The organism is Alkaliphilus hydrothermalis (genome assembly GCF_016908555.1).
Taxonomy (GTDB): Bacteria; Bacillota; Clostridia; order Peptostreptococcales; family Natronincolaceae; genus Alkaliphilus; species Alkaliphilus hydrothermalis.
Genome location: NZ_JAFBEE010000006.1, coordinates 94,577 through 112,968 on the forward strand (window position 1 = coordinate 94,577; position 18,392 = coordinate 112,968).

The 18,392-nt window shown below is 37.8% G+C and carries 14 protein-coding genes and 1 riboswitch; of the genes, 13 read left to right on the top strand and 1 reads right to left on the bottom strand.

Annotation, left to right across the window (positions count from 1 at the left end; all coding sequences use genetic code 11):
• Window positions 1-193: 193 nt before the first annotated feature.
• From JOC73_RS06340 to JOC73_RS06355, 4 genes are all read left to right on the top strand, one after another.
• Entirely contained in the window at window positions 194-1,144 is a 951-nt protein-coding gene (locus JOC73_RS06340) for an AAA family ATPase (RefSeq protein WP_204401295.1), read from the top strand.
• A complete protein-coding gene (locus JOC73_RS06345) occupies window positions 1,134-2,309 on the top strand; it encodes a DUF58 domain-containing protein (protein ID WP_204401297.1) in 1,176 nt (391 codons plus the stop codon). Before JOC73_RS06340 ends, JOC73_RS06345 begins: the two co-directional genes overlap by 11 nt.
• On the top strand, window positions 2,296-4,584 hold the full coding sequence (locus JOC73_RS06350; RefSeq protein ID WP_204401299.1) for a transglutaminase TgpA family protein: 2,289 nt from the start codon (window positions 2,296-2,298) through the stop codon (window positions 4,582-4,584). The genes JOC73_RS06345 and JOC73_RS06350 overlap by 14 nt, the downstream gene beginning before the upstream one ends.
• A 222-nt stretch (window positions 4,585-4,806) precedes the next feature.
• The gene (locus JOC73_RS06355; RefSeq protein ID WP_204401301.1) at window positions 4,807-5,805 is read left to right on the top strand and encodes an LCP family protein; all 999 of its coding nucleotides are present in this window, start codon (window positions 4,807-4,809) and stop codon (window positions 5,803-5,805) included.
• Window positions 5,806-5,939: 134 nt separating this feature from the next.
• Here JOC73_RS06355 and murC read toward each other — a convergent pair whose 3' ends face one another.
• A complete protein-coding gene (murC, locus tag JOC73_RS06360; protein WP_204401368.1) occupies window positions 5,940-7,319 on the bottom strand; it encodes a UDP-N-acetylmuramate--L-alanine ligase in 1,380 nt (459 codons plus the stop codon).
• A gap of 270 nt (window positions 7,320-7,589) precedes the next feature.
• Window positions 7,590-7,673, top strand: a riboswitch (cyclic di-GMP riboswitch).
• Window positions 7,674-7,750: 77 nt separating this feature from the next.
• On the opposite strand from murC, the gene JOC73_RS06365 reads away from it, so the two are divergent.
• The 9 genes from JOC73_RS06365 (at window position 7,751) to mfd (ending at window position 18,357) form a co-directional block, all read left to right on the top strand.
• Complete coding sequence (locus JOC73_RS06365; RefSeq protein WP_204401303.1) at window positions 7,751-8,716, top strand: hypothetical protein; 966 nt, start codon at window positions 7,751-7,753, stop codon at window positions 8,714-8,716.
• Between the two features lie 163 nt (window positions 8,717-8,879).
• Window positions 8,880-9,674, top strand: a complete 795-nt coding sequence (locus JOC73_RS06370; protein WP_204401305.1) for a class D sortase — start codon at window positions 8,880-8,882, stop codon at window positions 9,672-9,674.
• 182 nt (window positions 9,675-9,856) lie between these two features.
• Window positions 9,857-10,675 carry a pur operon repressor gene (purR, locus tag JOC73_RS06375; RefSeq protein WP_204401307.1) on the top strand — a complete coding sequence of 273 codons (819 nt, stop codon included), beginning with the start codon at window positions 9,857-9,859 and terminating at the stop codon, window positions 10,673-10,675.
• A gap of 157 nt (window positions 10,676-10,832) precedes the next feature.
• Window positions 10,833-11,114, top strand: a complete 282-nt coding sequence (gene spoVG / locus JOC73_RS06380; protein ID WP_204401370.1) for a septation regulator SpoVG — start codon at window positions 10,833-10,835, stop codon at window positions 11,112-11,114.
• Between the two features lie 160 nt (window positions 11,115-11,274).
• The gene (gene glmU / locus JOC73_RS06385; RefSeq protein ID WP_204401309.1) at window positions 11,275-12,645 is read left to right on the top strand and encodes a bifunctional UDP-N-acetylglucosamine diphosphorylase/glucosamine-1-phosphate N-acetyltransferase GlmU; all 1,371 of its coding nucleotides are present in this window, start codon (window positions 11,275-11,277) and stop codon (window positions 12,643-12,645) included.
• Between the two features lie 37 nt (window positions 12,646-12,682).
• Window positions 12,683-13,630, top strand: coding sequence for a ribose-phosphate diphosphokinase (locus JOC73_RS06390; protein WP_204401311.1), 948 nt, complete (start codon window positions 12,683-12,685; stop codon window positions 13,628-13,630).
• A 134-nt stretch (window positions 13,631-13,764) separates the two neighbouring features.
• Window positions 13,765-14,322 carry an aminoacyl-tRNA hydrolase gene (gene pth / locus JOC73_RS06395; RefSeq protein WP_204401313.1) on the top strand — a complete coding sequence of 186 codons (558 nt, stop codon included), beginning with the start codon at window positions 13,765-13,767 and terminating at the stop codon, window positions 14,320-14,322.
• A 33-nt stretch (window positions 14,323-14,355) separates the two neighbouring features.
• Window positions 14,356-14,736, top strand: coding sequence for a hypothetical protein (locus JOC73_RS06400; RefSeq protein WP_204401315.1), 381 nt, complete (start codon window positions 14,356-14,358; stop codon window positions 14,734-14,736).
• A 108-nt stretch (window positions 14,737-14,844) separates the two neighbouring features.
• Complete coding sequence (gene mfd, locus JOC73_RS06405) at window positions 14,845-18,357, top strand: transcription-repair coupling factor (protein ID WP_204401317.1); 3,513 nt, start codon at window positions 14,845-14,847, stop codon at window positions 18,355-18,357.
• Window positions 18,358-18,392 lie beyond the last annotated feature (35 nt).

Sequence of the window (18,392 nt, forward strand, 5' to 3'; positions counted from 1 at the left end):
TAACAGAAGCTCTCCATAGGGGGGGCTTTTGTTATGTTCCAACAGCTCTACTTGCCAATGCAGAGATGTTTAGGTTAAATGCAAATGCACTGATTAAAAATATTAAATATTTTAAATATTTACTCATTTGCACCATAATTGTGGTAAGATGTAAATAATTAGAACCATTAAAAACTATGTATGGGGTGAAAAAATGCAAAATAGAGATAAAGCATTAGAAATAATGGAAAACATGAAAAAGGTCATTATTGGTAAAGATGAAGTATTAGAAAAAGTATTAATATGCTTGCTTGCTCAAGGACACCTATTAATCGAGGATGTACCAGGAGTAGGAAAGACAACTATGGTGAAGGCACTAGCAAAAAGCATCAATTTAAGCTATAGTAGAATTCAGTTTACAACGGATTTAATGCCGTCTGATATTACTGGACTATCAATCTATAATAGAGAGGAAGGGAACTTTGTTTTAAAGAAGGGACCGATATTCAATCAAATTATTTTAGCGGATGAAATTAACCGTACCTCCCCAAAGACCCAATCAAGTCTACTTCAAGCTATGGAGGAGGGAGAGGTATCCATAGAGGATCATACCCATGAATTAAAGAAACCCTTTATGGTTTTAGCCACACAGAATCCACTAGAATATCAGGGAACTTTTCCTCTACCAGAAGCACAATTAGACCGATTTTTAATGAGGATTTCACTGGGATATCCAACTGCCACCGATGAAAAAAATATTATCCGAAATCATTATAAGGGTAAAAAACTAGATGGAGTAAGTCCAATAGCAAATGAGGAGGATATTTTAAAAATTCAAGCAGAAGTAGAGGAGATTCATGTAGACGATGCTATTCTCCAATACATTGTCGGAATTGTAAATACCAGTAGAAGTCATAGGGATATTCACTTGGGTGCCAGCCCAAGGGCCTCCATTGACCTATATAGAAGTGCTAAAGCCTTAGCCTATCTCAAAGGTCGAGATTATGTTATACCTGATGATGTAAAAATGATGGCTCCCAATGTGTTGGCCCATAGATTAATTTTATCGCCAGAAGCGAGGATAGAAGGAAGAAAAGTCCAAGAGGTTACTCAGGACATCATAAAAAAAACCTACATACCGGTGGTGAAGGCTGTTGAAAACTAAAATACTACTAATCATTTCTGGTTTAGTGACGATTCCCTTCAGCCTTTTGGTGGGTGGAAGGATACCCTATTTCCTTTTGTATACATACTTACTGACTCTTGCCATACCTTGTTTGCATGGACTACTGGGAAAGATCTATATAAAGGGAGCAATTATTATTCCAGAGAAGGATCTCGTTCCAGGGGAAGAGATTAAAATCAATTATAGTCTATATAATCCTCTGCGCATTACCTTTGCTAGGATAGAAGTAGAAAACAGTATAGCCCAAAAGCTGGCTGGTGGAATTGAAGAGATGAAAGTGTTTTCGCTAGAAGCTGACGAGGAGGTTAGGCAGGATACAATAGTTGTCTGTCGTCGCAGAGGGATTTATGAGTTGGGGGAAATTAGAGTTTATATAAGGGATATTTTTAATATGTACACATTTAAAAAAATTATTAAAACGCCAATTGCTTTAAAGGTATACCCTGTAGTTGTGCCTTTGTCAAGTATTTCTGTAGATAGCAGTGAGGATTTTCACTCATTATCAGAGCTAAGAGACTATAGGGAGGGTGACCCCATCAGAAAAATCCACTGGAGGGCATCGGCTAAGAAAGATGCATTAATGGTGAAGAATTATGATGAGGAAGCAAATCGTGAGGTAGTAATCCTCCTTGATAATTATATGGATAGCTATAAAAAGGACTTAGAACACTGGATTGAAGATAAGGCTATTGAAGTTACTTTATCTATTGCGCAACATTTCCTATTGAAGAACATAAAAGTAACACTATTTTATCAGCAACATAATAAAACTGTGGAAATAAAAGGGACGAATCATGGTTATTTGAAGTTATTTATGGAGCAAATGGTTTCATTGCAACCCAACGGCAAAGACCCCTATAGCTTTAATATAGGTGAAGTATCATCTAGAATCAATCAAGGTTGTACCTTGTTTCTTGTAACTCCAAGGCTAAACAGAGACTTAGGGGCTCAAGGGATTCGGTTGAAGATGAAAAATCTAAACCCGAGATATATCGTAGTAGGAGATGAAGAAATTGACCCTAAGACGTGGAATGATAATAAAAAAATTGTAAAAGTCTTAAATCAAGAAGGAATAGCCACCTATGTGATCGATCGGAAGCACGATGTCAGGCGGGTCTTGGAGGTGAAATATGAAACTTACTGATGAGAGAAAACCTATTGCTGAAAAACTAATAATGTTAATTTTAATTGTGTTCACCCTTTCAAACATTTGGGGGCTTTTATTGGGGATAGAATTAAATTCCTTTAGTAGATTAATCATTACAGCCTTGTTGGCAGTAGGAGTTCATCTCCTTCTAAGTTATCCTTTCATCACAATAATTACCCTAACTTTCACCACCATTCCAATGTTGATTTTAAGTAATTACAAAATTTTAGGAGTTACTAAAGTACTTCTTTGGTTAGAGCAATTCATCAGAAATGTAGTAGATTATTTTAATGGAACCGAACAAATTTTAAGTAGGAACTTAATTATGTTTTGGGTATTGATAACGTTTAGTTTATGTGTAATCACGTGGTTTGTTCTAATGAAAACTAAGCAGGCTTGGATTTTGCCAGTCTTGTATATTCCGGTATTTATTTACTATTGGTATATTTATGTTGATGTAGCTTACCAAATGATGATTATGTTCTTTATTTTATATTTTATACTAATAGGAAGTCAACAATATGTAAGAATAGAGAAAAGTTCCCTGAATCAAAAAATCCACCTTAAGGCTGGTATATACCCCAATTGGATCAAGACTGCCCTAGCATATGGGTTAATTATTGTATTATTAGCTGCTATTCTTCCAAAAGGGAGGAATGTGGTGGACTGGTACTGGTTAAGGGATCAAGTGATTTCTAGGTATCCAGCTATTACTGATTTAAGAGATGATTTAGTATATGGGAGGAGCTATGGGCAAGCAGAAATATTTTCCTTCTCAAATACCGGGTTTCAAGAGAGCTTAGAGCTTGGGGGGCCTGTTGTTCTTAGTGATCGGCTAATTATGGAAATACAATCCTCGTACCCTTTTTATCTCAGGGGAAGTGTCAAAAGCACTTACAAAAACAATCGCTGGGAAAAGGAACCAACTAAAGTATTCAATAAAGGTCTTAATGAGGAGATCCCCAGGGAGGTGGAGAATGGTACAATAGTAGAACTGGATATCAGCTATGTCAATATGGCTTCCTTTTCTATTTTTACCCCTTATCAGCCAACTAGGGTTTATTCCGAAAGAGATGGTAGATTCAAATATAATAAGAATTATGAATTAACGAAGATTAGCGGGATTTATAAGAACGAAAAATATACAGTACAGGCGATCATTCCTAATCAAATAAAACATACTGATTACAATGTACAAGTAAACTATTCTGATGGAGGGGACCTAGTTAGTTACCTACAGTTACCGGAAGAATTATCCCCTAAAATAACCCAATTAGCTGATGAGGTCACTGAGGGAAAATATACTCCCTATGAGAAGGCAGAAGCAATTAGGGATTACTTAAGAAGCAATTATAGTTATACACTGGAGCCGTCAGCTACGCCAGCAGGAAAAGAGTTTGTGGAATATTTCTTGTTTGAAGAAAAACAGGGATATTGTACTTATTTCGCCACCACCATGGCTGTAATGCTTAGAACTCAAGGGATTCCCTCTCGATATATAGAAGGATTTCGAATGCCAGATGAGAGAAAAAATGGCCTCTATGAGGTTCGGTTAGACAATGCCCATGCATGGGTAGAGGCATACCTAGAGCCAATGGGTTGGATTACCTTCGAGCCTACACCAGCCTTTGCAGGTCCAGCTGTTGTAAGCGGTAGTATAGAAACTGGAGGGGCCCAAGAAGAAGAACAGGTGAGAAGTCCCAGTAGTGATGCCCCGACAGAAGGTGCTATGACTGGAGCTGAAGACATGATGGAGGGTATGGAGGGCTTTGGAGGAACCAATTATAAAGCATCCGAAGTAGACCCGCTGGCTCAGTTTGTTGATAAAATGTTAGCATTAGCTCCTAAGATAACTTATATATTACTACTGATAGGAATTCTGTTGAGGGCAACTTACATTCATTTTAGAAACAAGTCATACTACAGTAAACTGATGAAAGACAGAAGTAAAAGCAGTATTCCAAGCATCTATAAGAATATACTAGATGTATTAGAGGCAATGGGAAAACCAATAAAAATGGGAGAAACTCCGTACGAATATACGGAAAGGATCATTTCGAAGGTGTATGGGAATGAACATAACCTTAGGGAAATAACAAATATATATATTAGAATGCAATATAGCAGAGAAGAGGGGCAAAAAGAAGAGGTAGAACAAATGTTAAACTGCTTATGGTTCTTGGAGAGGAAATTAAGGGTCTATTGGGGCTTCTGGAAATTTTCGTTTAAAAAATATATAAAAGGTGAGATCATTAGACCATATAATATCTAAATCTTCAAAACATATCACATTCCCAAGATTGCAGAAAATTACCATTTTATTACTATTTGCTTACTTCGGTGGATTTTATTTAGAATATTTGATAAAATAGAATAAGTATTTTCTAATACTGCCTGTTATATAGGCAACAATGATAGTCAATGCTTATAATTTTAAAAAAATGGCAATAAATTTAGTTGAACTCGGAGTAAACCAATCAAGGGAAGTGAAAATATGAAAACTTTTTTTAAGATTTTTTCCATTGCATTCTTATGCTTTCTAATACTATTTTCTGGGATTGTATGGAGTTTTAATCGTTTTATGAGGGATGACCATGCCGGTACCGGTTTAATCGCAAAGGCCATTGAATGGGAAGAAGAACAGGAGCAAGAAGAAAATCTAGAACCCGAGGAAACAGATTTATTAAAAAGCCTAGTAAATGATAGTTCAAGGGTAAATATATTGGTATTGGGACTTGAAGGAGCAAGAAGTGATACAATGATGTTCTTCTCCTTTAATCCTGTGTCTAAGAAGGTAGATGGAATATCTATTCCAAGAGATACCTACTATCACAGAGAGGGATATGATAGGCTGGATGCAAGAAAAATTAATGCAGCCTATGGTTCCCATGGGGCAAATGGAGCAAAGGCAGTTGTGAGTGATCTTCTGTTAGATATTCCTGTAGATTATTACGTGACAGTAACCTACAAAGGTGTAGTCTCTATTATTGACTCTCTTGGAGGTGTACCAATCAATATTCCCCAACCAATGAAGTATACGGATTATGCTGATGACCCACCCCTCATCATTGATTTTGAAAAGGGACATCACCTATTGGATGGAGAGGATGCTGTTAGGTTTCTTCGATTTAGAAAGGGGTATGTAGATGGAGACTTAGGTAGAATTCGTGCGCAACAGGACTTTGTAAAGGCGGCTATTAAAAAGGCCTTAGGCTTTAGATTGCCTGCAGTAGCCACCACTGCCTTAAGATATGTGCGAACAGATATGGGTCTACAAGATGTAACACGATATGCTACATCTGCAATTGGCTTAAACTTGGCAGATGTAAATATGACTGTTTTACCAGGACAAGACAAGTATAGAAATGGTGCTTCATTCTATTTTCAAGACATTCAAGCTACTAAGGATTTGCTCATAGAAATATACTCCGAAGGAAAATCATTAGAAGCATTAATCGTTGGTGAAGAAGAAAAAAATCAAAATAATGATTAGAAATAAAAAGAGCAGTGCCTGGGGAAGGCCTGCTCTTTTTATTTCTATATACGGTTTGGGGAGTGGGGGGTTACATTTATTTATTACCCTGAGTTAGATTGATTAAACTTACTCATCTTAAAAAAGTCATGGGTCTATTTTCTATTAATTAACAGATCTCCTATCCTATTGACGTCTCCAGCCCCCATTGTAAGGACTAAATCTTGAGGTTGGATATTGTCATAAAGAAAATCAGCAATCTCTTCAAAATCCCTCATATAACGGACATCTTTATGATTCTTTATTAGCTCTGCCAGCTGACTACTGTGAATCTTTCCTTCATCAACCTCTCGGGCAGCATAAATATCAGTAATAATGACATGGTCAGCCTGTTGAAAAGACTGGGCAAAATCATGTAACAAAGCAAAGGTGCGGGTATAGGTGTGGGGTTGGAAAACACACCATATTTCTCGATGGGGATATTTTTGAACTGCCTCTAAAGTAGCCCGTATTTCCACTGGATGGTGGGCATAGTCATCTACTATTTTAGCTCCCTTCACTTCTCCTAAGAGCTCAAATCGACGATGAATACCTTTGTAAACTTTTATATGCTGAGCTATTTCTGTAGGAGAAATCCCTAAAATATGGGCAGTTGCAATAGAAGCTAAGGAATTATTAACGTTATGTAATCCAGGAATACTAAGCTGGAAGTGTCCGATATTTTCTCCTTTAAATTGTACTTCAAAGGATGGAAAACCGTTGGTATTAAACTCGATATTCTTTGCTATAACATCAGCATCTTCTTTGATGCCATAGGTGATTACTTGACAGTTTAAGTCGTGATAGATATCTCTTACATTAGCATCATCCTTGCAGGCTACAAGAAACCCTTCTTGAGGAATTAATTCAGCAAAGCGTCGGAAGGCAGCTTTGATATGGTGGATATCCTTGTAATAGTCAAGATGATCCTCATCGATATTCAAAATGATTCCAATAAAAGGGTTGAATTTTAAGAAGCTTTCTACATATTCACAGGCTTCTGTAATAAAGTGTTGGCTCTCTCCTATCTTAATATTACCGCCAATCTCTTCCAACTCTCCCCCCACAAGAATCGTAGGATCTAATCTAGCATATTCTAAAATGAGGGATAACAAAGATGTAGTGGTAGTCTTACCATGGCTACCAGCTACTGCAATAGCTTTATCATACTTCTTCATGATCAGCCCCAGCATCTCAGCTCGATCAATCTGAGGAATTCCTTGTTTCTTTGCTTCTTGTCTTTCACTATTATTTTCCTTAATAGCAGCACTATAGACCACTAAGTCAGGATTCTTAACATTTTCCTCATGGTGACCAATGAAAACCTCTGCTCCATGCTGCCTTAGTTTATCAAGAATTCTAGAATCCTTCATATCTGAACCTGAAATACGATAACCGTGTTTTAGTAAGACTTCTGCAATGGCACTCATGCTGATGCCACCGATTCCTATTAGATGAATATGTCTTAAATGATGGTCAAGCTCAAAAGAAATCACATTTTTCACTCCTCTAGCATAAATTAGAATAAAATTATTCCCTTTTTAAAGCATATAGTATATTACTTATGATGGTCATACTGAAAAGAAATTAATCACTCATTAATAATATGTAATTCTATAATGTATGATAACATAAAAAAACTTTATTCACACTACTAAATCCGTTAGAAATCAATATTTTTGCATAAACTATAAAAAAGATAGTGAATCAATATAAATTTCAAGAATATTAAGACGTATATAGGTAAATAGAAAATTTTATAGTTTTATATGAAGGGGCAAACTACTTGAAAGGTTAGGACCCAAAGCTAGGAATCTAAGGTATGATGATATGATGGTCCAGCTACCACGTTGAATTGTGGTGGTCTTTTTTAATTACAAAAGCATATGAATATAAATGATGTAAAAAAATGAAAGGAGTGAAGGATTTGAACTTTAAAAAAACTACAGCCCTAGTCCTTATCATGATTTTAACAATCGGAGCAGGTTGGGTCAACTTCGTAAATGCCGAAGCACCTCAAGTCTATAATGGGAATGATCCAACCATACTAGAGTTACTTACACCTCAAGAGCCAGAACAGCCAGAGGAACCACCAGAAGAACCACCAGAAGAACCACCAGAACCAGAGGAACCAGAGGAACCAGAAGAACCAGAAGAGCCTGAAGCTCCAGCAAGGAATCTATTTAACTTGACCTCAATGTGTTGGGAAAGTGAGACGGAGCACAAATATAGAGTGACAAATAATAGTGGAGAAGAAATCTACTATACATGGAAAACAGCAGGTGGAGGACCAAGTGGAAGTGGAACAGTAGCCGCCAATACAGTGGAATATTTCTACGGGGCAGGGGGAACAGTGAAGCTATACATCCATTGGAATGAAGAAATTCTCCATGAGTATGTAAAGGCAACAAATAATAAAAAATGCTATGTACCGGAACCACCAGAGGAACCAGAAGAACCAGAGGAACCAGAGGAACCAGAAGAGCCAGAGGAACCAGAGGAGCCAGAAGAGCCAGAAGAACCAGAGGAACCAGAAACTCCTGAGGAACCAGAAGCTCCAGAGGAACCGACACCACAACCTGAACCTCCAATAATCGTAATAGAGGATGACCCATTACCCCAAGGTCTAGCTGTGGAGAATCCAGAACCATCTACGCCTCATCCTTCAATTGTGCCATTGAAATTAGAGGATATAAAAGAAGATCCAACGGAGGAGGAGCAGGATAGTGGGGATGCTTGTATAGTAGAAGAGGTTGATGAAATTATCTTGGAGGAAGAAGCACCTCAAGGACCAGTAAAGTTACCTAAAACCGGTGAGCTCCCTCCATATATCTTCTATGGGGTGGGAGGAATGATTTCAGCAATTGGAATTAAACTCAGAAAAAAATCATAGAAATGAAAAGGGGCTGAGGGATAGAAAACTCAGCTCTATTTTTATAACGTATAAGAAGGAAGACTTTGCTATAACGAATAGGAAGGTTCTACATTAAATAAATATAAACCAGCGGGGGAAAGAATGAGAAAATGGAGTCAAGAATATGATGAAGAGGTAGGTGATGGGGTTGAAAAAAATTTCTTTTGTACTGATTTTATTGGGTGTCGTTATTGCCATGTATCCTTTTTTAGAATCAGGATATACATGGTATTGGCAACAGAAAATAATGAGGGAGTACGAAAGTCAACAGGAGATAAGAAGAGTTCAAGATAAGATGAAGGATAGAATAGAAGAAAATCTACAGGAAAATACTATAGAATTCCAAGAATACCATGACCTACAAGAAATATTTCAGGAAGAAACAAGCCAAGGATTACAAGAATTATATGTATCGCGGGAGGCTAATAGTCAGGAATCCAGTACTAGCGTAGAAAAGAATCGTCAGACAGAAATTGAACAAGAAACAGGGCCTTCCCCACAGACTGAAAAAAAATCTAATAATAACAAAACACATGTGATAGGAATACTAAAAATTAGTAAAATAAATCTTAACTTACCAATATTGCAGGGAGCCACTGAGAAGAATCTGAAAATAGGTGCTGCAGTAGTCAGGGGGACAACACCCTTGGGAGACATAGGAAATACAGCCCTTGCAGGCCATCGCAGCCATACTTATGGTCGATTTTTTAATCGACTAGACGAATTGGAGGTTGGAGACCAGATCTTAATAGAAAAAGAGGGTGAAATCTATCAATATAAGATTTATAAAAAACACATTGTAATTCCAGAAGATGTAACGGTGTTAAATCGAAATAATAAAGACCAAATCCTTACATTGGTTACCTGCCACCCGTTGTATACATCAACCCACAGACTGATTATTCATGCAGTTTATAAGAAAAAGGACAAGTATTAGTAATATATAGAAGTATGATATAATAGAATAAAAAATTATGAAAACTCAGCATACTTGTATGATGAGTTAGCACACAACAGTGTTTTTCTTGAAATTGGTAATGAAAAAGAATAAAATGAGTTATAGGATAAAGCATAAAGAGAAGATACTAAACTTTAAAAATAAAGGTACGGAGGAAGTATATGAGCAAACTAAAGAGGAATGAAAGAATTGCAGCTATGGTGAAGATACTCAGTGACCAGCCTAATAGGATATTCACTCTCAATTTTTTCACAGAAAAATTCAATTCAGCTAAATCAACTATTAGTGAGGATATAGTAATTGTTAAACAGACAATGGAGAAAATGGAACTGGGAAAAATCGAGACCTTTTCTGGAGCCGCAGGGGGGGTGAAGTTTATTCCCAAAACATCCAAGGAGCAAAATAAAGAGATATTAGAAATGATTGCAGCAAAACTAAGTGAAGGGGATCGGATTTTACCTGGGGGCTTTTTATATATGACAGATATCATTTACTCCCCCCATATCATTCATCGAATAGGTGAAGTATTTGCCAGTCAGTTTGATTACAAAAACGTAGATTACGTCATCACTGTAGAGACGAAGGGGATTCCCTTAGCCTTAATGGTGGCCAAGGCCATGAATTTACCCTTGGTGATTCTAAGAAGGGATAACAAGGTAACTGAGGGTTCAACCGTGAGTATTAACTACGTATCGGGCTCCAGTGGCAAAATTCAACGAATGTCCTTATCGAGAAGGGCTATTAAACCAGGCTCAAGGGTAATCATCGTAGATGACTTCATGAAGGCTGGAGGAACTGCTAGGGGAATGATGGACATGATGAAGGAATTTGATGCCCATGTAGAGGGGGTAGCAGTACTCATCGCCACAAAAGAACCCGATAAAAAATTAATTAGTGATTATACATCACTGTTAATACTTGAGGACGTAAAGGAAACAGACCAAGTGGTAAAAATTTATCCCGATCCAAATTTAACCTAAGTAAATTCCATCAATACTACAAAATTGTCATGAAAACAAAAAAATTCTGAAAACTTAAAAAAACAAGAAGGAAATCTTTAATTTTTGGAGAATATTGACCATTATAATCATATTTGCATTTTTGTAGTATGACAGATGGAAGGTGGTGAAGGACAAAATGCAAGTGACAGATGTTAGAATTAGAAAAGTAGCCGCAGAAGGCAAAATGAAGGCAATTGTTTCTGTTACATTCGACGAGGAATTTGTTGTACATGATATTAAAATCATTGAAGGACAAAATGGATTATTCATTGCCATGCCAAGTCGTAAAATGGGTGAAGGTGACTTCAGAGATATCGCTCATCCAATTAATTCAGTAACAAGAACAAAGATTCAAGATGCGATCTTTAGCGAGTACGAAAGAATGAGTGATGAGCTAGAGGAAGCTATAGGGGAATAGTAAACAAAAAGGGGGGGGCCAAAAAGGTCCTCTTTTTGTTTTAAAATAGGGTTTTCTAATGGGCAAAAATATAATAAACTATTAAAGGGATTAAAAGTACAACAATGAAATAAAATAGAGTATAGCGTTTTGTCGAAAATATAGAAATTGAGGTGAAGGGATGAAACTTAAAGCAATTATATTAGCAGCAGGAGAAGGTAAGCGGATGAAATCTAGTTTACCAAAGGTTCTACATAAAGTATGCGGACAATCAATGCTGGAGCACGTAGTTGAGTCAGCAGAAGCATCGAAGGTAGAAGAATGTATTGTTGTTGTGGGACATGGAGCAGAGGAGGTTAAAAAAAGCCTTCCAGAGCATGTTAAAACAGTACTACAGGCAGAACAACTGGGGACAGGGCATGCGGTAATGATGGCTTATGACCATATAGATGAAGATGGTCTTGTGTTAGTTTTATGTGGAGATGGTCCATTAATTACGGATGAGACCCTAAATCAGCTTATGGAGTACCATACCTCAGGAAATTTTAGTGCTACTGTACTGACAACAGATTTGACAAATCCCTTTGGTTATGGAAGAATAGTTCGTGATGGAGATTTTCAGCTAGATAAAATTGTTGAAGAAAAAGACGCTTCGACAGAAGAAAAAGCCCTTCAAGAAGTTAATTCCGGTATTTATTGTTTTGGGGCGGGGGCATTAAGAAAAGCTTTACCCCTATTAAAAAACGAAAATGCCCAGAAGGAATATTATTTAACGGATGTTTTATCCTTAATTAAAAAAGATGGTGAAAAAGTAGGGGTATACAAGACAACTGACTATAGAGAAATTATGGCAGTAAATGATCGCATTCAATTGGCAGAAGTAGAAGAGCTAATGAGAAAGAGAGTTAACCGTAAGCATATGGTGGAGGGAGTAACGATTATTGCTCCTAACAATAGCTATATTGGGAAAAAGGTTAAAATCGGTAAAGATACGATTATCGAGCCAGGAGCAATGATTAAAGGGAACACGATAATAGGTGAAGGATGTACCATTGGAGCGAATAGCAATATTGATAACTGTATTATTGGTAATAACGTAGTGATTCAAAGCTCTACCCTTGTAGATAGTAGTGTAGATGATTATACGACAGTTGGTCCATATGCTTATCTACGTCTAAAAAGTGAAGTAGGTAAGCACTGTAAGATTGGGGATTTCGTGGAGTTAAAGAATACCCAATTTGGCGACTACTCCAAGGCATCTCACCTAGCTTATATAGGGGATGCAGAGGTTGGCAAGCATGTAAATATAGGTTGTGGTGTCGTGTTTGTAAATTATGATGGCAAGAAAAAGCATAAAAGTATTGTTGAGGATTTTGCCTTTGTGGGTAGCAATGCAAACTTAATCGCTCCAGTAATTGTTAGAAAAAATGGATATGTGGCCAGTGGCTCTACCATTACAAAGGAAGTTCCAGAGGGTGCATTAGCTGTAAGCAGAAGTAAGCAAGAAAACAAAGAAGGTTGGGTAGCCCGAAAAGGGATGCTAAAAGAATAAGCCAAAGAAAATTTGTAAAAAAACGAGGAGGATAATGATGAATACCAGTGGAAGTGAGATAAAAATATTTTCTGGGAATGCCAACAAAACTTTAGCAAAGGAAATTGCTAAAGCGATTGGAGTACCATTAGGAAATGCTGAGGTAGCAACCTTTAGTGATGGAGAAATAGCCGTAAACATTAGTGAAACAGTAAGAGGTACGGACGTTTTCGTTGTACAACCAACTTGTCCTCCAGTAAATGACCATCTAATGGAGCTATTAATCTTAATTGATGCCTTCAAAAGAGCTTCGGCAGGAAGAATCACTGCTGTACTTCCTTACTATGGCTATGCAAGACAAGATCGTAAGGCAAAGGCAAGAGACCCAATCACAGCTAAATTAGTTGCAGACTTATTAACTACTGCAGGAGCTGATAGAATTTTAACTATGGATTTACATGCTTCTCAGATTCAAGGATATTTTAATATTCCAGTGGATCATTTATTAGGAGTACCTATTTTAGCCCAGTACTTTCTACAAAAAAATGTACAAGACCTAGTAGTTGTTTCGCCTGACCTGGGAAGTGTTACTAGAGCTAGAAATTTTGCAAATCATTTAGATGCGCCTATCGCCATCATTGATAAGAGAAGACCAAAGGCAAACGTTTCTGAAATTATGAATATCATTGGAGAAGTTGATGGTAAAAATGTAATTCTAATTGATGATATGATTGATACTGCAGGTACCATTGCTCAAGCAGCCAATGCTCTAAAAGAGTTTGGTGCAAAGGATGTATATGCATGTTGTACCCATCCAGTACTATCTGGGCCAGCGGTGGAACGAATTCAAAATTCTGCAATTAAGGAATTAATTATCACAAACACAATTCCACTTCCAGAGGAAAAGCAAATAGATAAGATTAAAACCATGTCTGTTGCACCAGTATTTGGTGAAGCAATCTTAAGAATCTATAAAAATATTTCTGTTAGCAAAATTTTTGATTAAGAAGTAACCAAAGCTATTGACTTAAAGCCCTCACATTCAGCCTTCAGGACAACAATCGTTTTGAAGCTAGAAAGAATATGGGGGTTTTTCGTCACCACATTTTAGGATATTTTACCAAAGAAGAGGTGAAGAGGATGTACATAATCGTTGGTCTGGGGAATCCAGGAAAAAAATACGAAAACACTAGACATAATGTTGGTTTCCATGCCGTAGACCGGTTAGCCATAAATCATGGAATACAGGTGACTAAGTTAAAACATAAGGCTCTCATCGGTGAAGGTAGAATTGGGAATGAAAAGGTTGTGTTGGTAAAACCCCAGACATTTATGAACCTAAGTGGACAAAGTGTTATGGAAATCCTTAAATTTTACAAGGCAGACCTAGAGAAAATGGTTGTCCTTTATGATGATATTGATGTAAAGGTAGGGGCCTTAAGAATACGGGAAAAAGGCAGTTCTGGCAGTCATAATGGTATGAAAAATATCATTTACCTTCTACAAAAAGATAACTTCCCAAGGATTAGAATTGGGGTGGGTAAACCTCAGTTTGGAGATTTAGCAGACTATGTATTAGGACGTTTTTCATCGGAAGAAATTCCGTTAATCAATGAAGCCATCGAAAGGTCAGTTCTTGCGGTGGAGGCAATTCTAAAGGATGATATTCAACTAGCAATGAATAAGTATAACGGATAAGGTTAATTATATAGAGAAAAAAGGAGTTACTAAATGTTTATATTCTCTGGTATAATTGCTGCTGCTTTTGCTTATTTATGTAATAAAGTGATTTTAAAAAGATTTGGGAGCAATAGCTTGGTTGCCTTTGTTCCCTTTATAGAAGAATTTTCCAAGTCTATTGCAGCCGTTTTGATGTCCACCCATATAGTAGGTACCCACTTTGTTTTTGGGTGTATAGAAGGGATTTATGATATAGTTACCTCATCTAAAAAGATTGGAAATCTGGCTGCTTTAGCCAGTGTTGTGAGTCATAGTTTCTTTGGGCTCATTACCTACATTACCTTTGGGAAAAGTGACTCCATCTTGATTGCTGTATTGGTGGCATGGGTATTTCATAGTGCTTGGAATTGGTACATTACCAAATATCTTTAGGATAAAACAGAATAGATTAAAACCAGCCCGGAGGAAAAAACCGGGCTAAAGACGTTGCTTAAAGGGAAGCTCATAAATGATAAAATAACGCAAGAGGGTGGTGATCAAATGAAAAACCTACTTCTGGCTCCATTAAAGAATTCAATACAATACAATCAAGTAATTGGAGCAATTAAGTCAAAGAAGACTCCGGTGTTTCTTCACGGGCTAAGCGATTCTCAAAAATCAAACATGGCCTATGCCCTTCAACAGGGGATGGAAAAGCCTATTTGTATTCTCACCTATAGTGAAATGGAGGCTCAAGAAATCTATCAAGACTTGAAATTCTATGTGGATGAGGTATTATATTTCCCTACAAAGGATGTTGTGTTTTACGACCTGGAGGTCGTAGGGGAAGAAATGGAAAATTTGAGGATGAAGACGATAGAATTGCTTTCAAGAGGTGGAAACCAGATCATAGTCTCCTCTATAGAAGCCCTACTATTGAAAATGACTCCTCGAAGCACCTATGAAAAATATAAACAGGAGTTCGAGGTTGGTAAAACAATTGACTTAAATCATGTGCTGGAAACCTTTATTATTCAGGGATACAATAGGGTAGATAGAGTGGAAGCTAGAGGGGAATTTAGCCAAAGGGGAGGGATTATTGATATATTTCCTCCATCGGCAGAGGTACCTTACCGTATTGAACTTTTTGATGATGAGGTGGACTCCATTAGAACCTTCCACGTGGAGACACAAAAATCCATAGATAAGAAGAAAAAAGTACAGATAAATCCCGTAACGGAAGCCATCATAGACCCCGACAGAGTAGCTGATGGGATAAAGCTCATTAGACAAGAGCTGGAAAAGAACATTGTTAAACTTCAAGGGGAAGCGAGGGATCGCCTGCAGGAAAAAATGGCTGAAGTCCTAGAAAAGTTTGAGACCCATAATTTCTTCAAAGGTTCTGATCGTTTCTTACCCTATATCTACAAGGATGGGGCAACCCTGTTAGACTACTTAAAACCAGATACTCTATTTATCATAGATGAGCCACGACGGATTAAAGAAAAGGTTGAGGGATATACAGAGGAATTTAGAGAAAACTTTAAAACTCTGTTGGAGCGGGGAGAAGTCCTACCGACTCAAGGAAAGACGTTGGTTCTATATGATGAGTTATTGAAGAAGATTCAGAGTAAGCCATCGGTGGTTCTAAATTTACTTCCAAAATATACTCCTGACTTTCAACCAAGGGAGACGGTAAGCTTCACCTCTAGGGGGGTTCAATCCTTCCAAGGCAAGTTTGATCTGTTGGTGGAGGAGCTTAAAAATCTTCAATATAAGGGATACAAAGTGGTGCTTGTGCCAGGGACAAAAGAAAGAGCATTGAGGCTGCTGGAGCTTATGAAGGAGCGGGGGATAAAGGCGAATTTCATTGTTGATATGCAGCAGGAGTTGGTTTCAGGGCAGGTGGCAATTTTACAAGGTAGTGTCCATAAGGGCTTTGAGTATGTAGATATGAAATACATGATGATCACCGACAATGAAATCTACGGGGTGCATAAAAAGAAGAAGCAAAAGACCAAGAGGAAGGACGCAGCCCCTATCAAATCCTTTATTGAGTTAAAGGAGGGGGATTATGTCGTTCATGAAGGTCATGGGATAGGTAAATACATTGGAATAGAGGAGCTAAAGGTTGATGGTATCAAGAAGGATTATTTAAAAATCCGCTACTCTGGAGAGGACAATCTCTACGTACCTACTGATCAAATGGACTTGATCCAGAAATATATAGGAAATGATGAAAAACAACCTAAGCTCAGCAAGCTGGGGGGAACCGAATGGACTAAAACCAAAGCCAAGGTTAAAAAGGCCATTGAAGATATGGCTGAAGATCTGCTAAAACTCTATGCCGAGCGGGAAAAGCTAAAGGGCCATACCTTCCCTTCTGATACCGAATGGCAGAAGCAATTTGAGGATTTATTTCCCTTTGAAGAGACTCCAGATCAGTTGCGATGTATAGAAGAGATCAAGGGTGACATGGAAAGGGAAAGGCCAATGGATCGACTGCTTTGTGGGGATGTTGGTTACGGAAAGACTGAGGTGGCTATTCGGTCTGCATTTAAGGCTGTGATGGATAACAAGCAGGTGGCGGTGTTGGTCCCCACCACAATATTGGCGCAACAGCACTTTAACACCTTTAAGCAGCGTTTTTCAGGCTTTCCAATTAAGGTAGAAATGTTAAGTCGCTTCAAGAGTCCTGCTCAGCAGAAAAAAATACTTGAAGATGCCCGTACCGGCAATATAGATGTGGTAATTGGAACCCACAGAATTTTATCAAAGGATTTGGCATTTAAGGACTTAGGGTTACTGATTGTGGATGAAGAGCAACGATTTGGGGTAAAGCACAAGGAGAGCCTAAAACAGCTTAAGAAGTCTATAGATGTACTAACCCTAACAGCCACACCGATCCCAAGAACCCTTCATATGTCCATGATTGGGGTTAGGGATATGAGTGTCATAGAAGACCCACCTGAGGAGAGGTATCCTATCCAAACCTATGTAATGGCCTATAACGAAGCATTATTAGCCGATGCCATTACAAAGGAAATATCTAGGGGCGGACAAATCTACTATGTGTATAATCGTGTACAAGGAATTCATCAAATGGCAGCAAGGATACAGGAAATGGTGCCGGAAGCCAGAATAGCTGTCGGACATGGACAAATGAGTGAACGGGAATTAGAGAATTTGATGTTGGCCTATTATGAAGGGGAATACGATCTGCTGGTTTGTACCACCATCATTGAAACAGGGCTAGATATCCCAAATGTAAACACCATTGTTATTCATGACGCCGATAAACTAGGACTTTCTCAGCTTTATCAGTTAAGGGGCCGGGTAGGACGTTCAAATCGTCAAGCCTATGCTTATCTAATGTATGAAAAGAATAAATCCCTGACAGAGGTGGCGGAGAAGCGACTAAAGGCCATTAAAGAGTTCACTGAGTTTGGCTCTGGTTTTAAGATTGCCATGAGGGACTTAGAAATCAGGGGAGCTGGAAATTTATTAGGAGGAGAACAGAGTGGACATATGGCCTCCATTGGTTATGACCTATATGTAAAACTATTAGAAGAGACAATAGGGGAAATGAAGGGGGAAGTTGTAGAAAAATATCAAGATACAACGATAGAATTAAATGTAAATGCCTATATTCCAGAATCCTATATTTCCAACCAAAGTCAGAAAATAGAAATCTATAAAAAAATTGCCTCTATACGCAACCAAAAGGACCTCTTCAACGTAGAGGAAGAGGTGGAGGATCGTTTTGGAAATATCCCTGCCAGTGTGGCTAATTTACTGATGATATCCTATGTCAAGGCACTGGCTAAAGGACTAATGATTCAATCCATTTCCCAAAAGGAAAAGGAAATTCGAATTACATTCCAAAATAGCAGCAGGCTAAAACCAGAGGGAATCGGGGACGTACTACATACCTTTGGAAGAAAAATAACTTTCCACGCCAGTAATGAACCTTATTTTGTCTACAAAATTACCACAATGGACCAATACAAGATATTAACAGACTTAAAAGACATTGTGGAGAAAATTAGTGGTTTGCAAAATCCTAGAAATTAGATATAATGGTTACATAACAAATGAAAAGGAATAGG